Here is a 2,598-nt window from a genome sequence, read left to right on the forward strand (position 1 = left end):
GGGATAAAAGTAGGTACAAAAGTCGTGACGCTGCTGGGATCTAACCGAGCAACAGGATACGCTGAGTACACGCTGGCAGATTCAAGAGGCCTTATTCCGTTGCCGGAGAATGTGGATTTAACACAAGCGGTTGCTTTGCCTCTTCAAGGACTCACAGCTTATCATATTTTAAAAACAATGGGTCGCCTTGAAAAAGGAGAAACCGTCATCGTTCATGCGGCAGCAGGCGGTGTTGGAACCTTAGCTGTTCAGCTTGCCAAAATTTTTGGAGCTGGAAAAGTTATTGCTACAGCGAGCTCCAAAGAAAAGCTTGAGCTTGCAAAAAATCTCGGAGCTGACGAAGCAATTAACTATACAGAAACAGGCTGGGAAAAACAAATTTTAGAAGTGACAGAAGGAAAAGGAGTCGATATTATTTTAGAAATGGTAGGAGGGCATATATTCTATGAATCTCTTCAATGTCTTGCACCATTTGGGCGCCTCGTTTTTTACGGAATGGCTAGCGGAAAACCTGTAAAATTTAACCCCGCCCGCCTGATGGAAAAAAACCAATCGGTTCTAGGCTTTTTCTTACCTCAAATGATGGCAAAACCAACACTTTATCAGCAAAGCCTGCATGAGCTATTAAACTACGTAAATGCCGGTCAGTTAAAATTAATGCTGGGCGGCACATTTTCACTTGATGAAGCGGCAGATGTACATCGTCTGCTTCAAGGAAGAAAAACGACCGGAAAATTAGTGTTAGTTCCTTAACAAAACAGCTTCCGTCTCTAATAGGGATGGGAGCTGTTTTGGTTTAAAAAATTGGCTTTCACCTGCCAATTTTTTAAAAACTGCTTAATAATTTGGCATAAAAATTAATGTTTTTTACTAATTTCTTCTATATTTTAACACTGGCATGGAAGTTGCATAATAAGTGTTTGAACATATAAAGGAGGAATTGAATATGGTGAGAAATGGAACGGACCGCGTGAAGCGGGGAATGGCAGAAATGCAAAAAGGCGGCGTTATCATGGACGTGATCAATGCAGARCARGCAAAAATTGCAGAGGCAGCAGGCGCTGTTGCCGTTATGGCATTAGAGCGTGTTCCAGCTGATATCCGTGCAGCAGGCGGCGTGTCTCGTATGGCAGATCCAACAATTGTTGAAGAAGTGATGAACGCTGTATCCATTCCAGTTATGGCGAAAGCTCGTATTGGCCATATTGTTGAAGCACGCGTGCTAGAAGCAATGGGTGTAGACTACATTGACGAAAGTGAAGTACTCACTCCAGCTGATGAGGAATATCACCTTAACAAAAGTACATTTACGGTTCCATTTGTATGCGGATGCCGTGATTTAGGGGAAGCAGCAAGACGAATTGGTGAAGGTGCTTCGATGCTTCGTACAAAAGGCGAACCAGGAACAGGAAACATCGTCGAAGCAGTGCGTCATATGCGCCAAGTAAACGCTCAAGTACGTAAAGTTGTAGGCATGGATGAAGACGAGTTAATGACAGAAGCAAAACTATTAGGTGCGCCTTATGAGCTATTACTGCAAATTAAACATGAAGGCCGTTTACCGGTTGTAAACTTTGCAGCAGGCGGCGTAGCAACACCMGCRGATGCAGCGTTAATGATGCAGCTTGGAGCAGACGGYGTGTTCGTTGGATCAGGAATYTTCAAATCAGACAACCCTGAAAARTTTGCGTTAGCAATCGTGGAAGCAACTACTCATTATCAAGACTATGAACTGATTGCAAGCTTATCAAAAGGATTAGGAAGTGCAATGAAAGGAATTGAAATTTCATCATTATTACCAGAAAATCGTATGCAAGAACGCGGCTGGTAATGAGTAATAACTTTTAAACTTAGTTAGGAGAATGATCATGGGGAAATATACGATAGTCGATAAAGAAACGTGTATTGCGTGCGGCGCATGTGGAGCTGCGGCACCTGATATTTATGATTATGATGATGAAGGAATTGCGTTCGTTATACTTGATGATAATCAAGGCACGGTTGAAGTGCCCCAAGAGCTGGAAGACGATTTAATAGATGCGTTTGAAGGCTGTCCAACAGAGTCCATCCGTATAGCAGATGAAAAGTTTGATGGAGACTCGAATAAATTTCAATAAAGCCGAATAAATAAAAAAATAGAAAGTTTTTTTAAAAGAAAAGAAGGATTTTGTCTAGAAAAGGCGAAATATTAGTTGTGTAAGAACATATCTTTTTAAAAATGAAAGCACTTACATAGCTAAAAGCATATGAGTTAATCTCATTTGATCTTTCAGAATTATTAGTGTAAAAGTGCGGAGTAATTAAATAGTTTTTAAAAGGAGATTAAGGGGCATGCAAATACTGAATACAGTCATTGTGACAGGATATGCAAAAGCTCCACAGGGAACTTCCATGTATGAAATGTATAAGCATGCGGGAATTGTACTAGAAGTGGATCTGACAGAGCATAAAATTGTAAATGCTGAGTTTACGTTTATTACGGAGCTGACGCAAAATTTTTTCCGGAAGCTGCTTATTGGTTACTGCCTTGCAGATGGAATTGAACCTCTTATTGAACGTATTCAAAATTATTATTTTGCTCCATCTCAACAGGCGATT

4 protein-coding genes are annotated in these 2,598 nt (G+C 40.7%); all 4 read left to right on the top strand.

Going from position 1 to position 2,598, the window contains the following annotated elements; all coding sequences use genetic code 11:
- On the top strand, nucleotides 1-753 hold a 753-nt coding region (locus tag AC1DRF_RS22580; protein WP_477741743.1), incomplete at its 5' end, for a quinone oxidoreductase family protein.
- 193 nt (nucleotides 754-946) lie between these two features.
- A complete protein-coding gene (gene pdxS, locus AC1DRF_RS22585) occupies nucleotides 947-1,831 on the top strand; it encodes a pyridoxal 5'-phosphate synthase lyase subunit PdxS (RefSeq protein ID WP_427076542.1) in 885 nt (294 codons plus the stop codon).
- A gap of 37 nt (nucleotides 1,832-1,868) precedes the next feature.
- Entirely contained in the window at nucleotides 1,869-2,117 is a 249-nt protein-coding gene (locus AC1DRF_RS22590) for a ferredoxin (RefSeq protein WP_013057065.1), read from the top strand.
- A gap of 214 nt (nucleotides 2,118-2,331) precedes the next feature.
- Nucleotides 2,332-2,598: DUF3870 domain-containing protein (locus AC1DRF_RS22595; protein ID WP_477741744.1), on the top strand; the 267-nt coding region annotated here is incomplete at its 3' end.

Source organism: Priestia sp. P5_B4 (assembly GCF_056400385.1).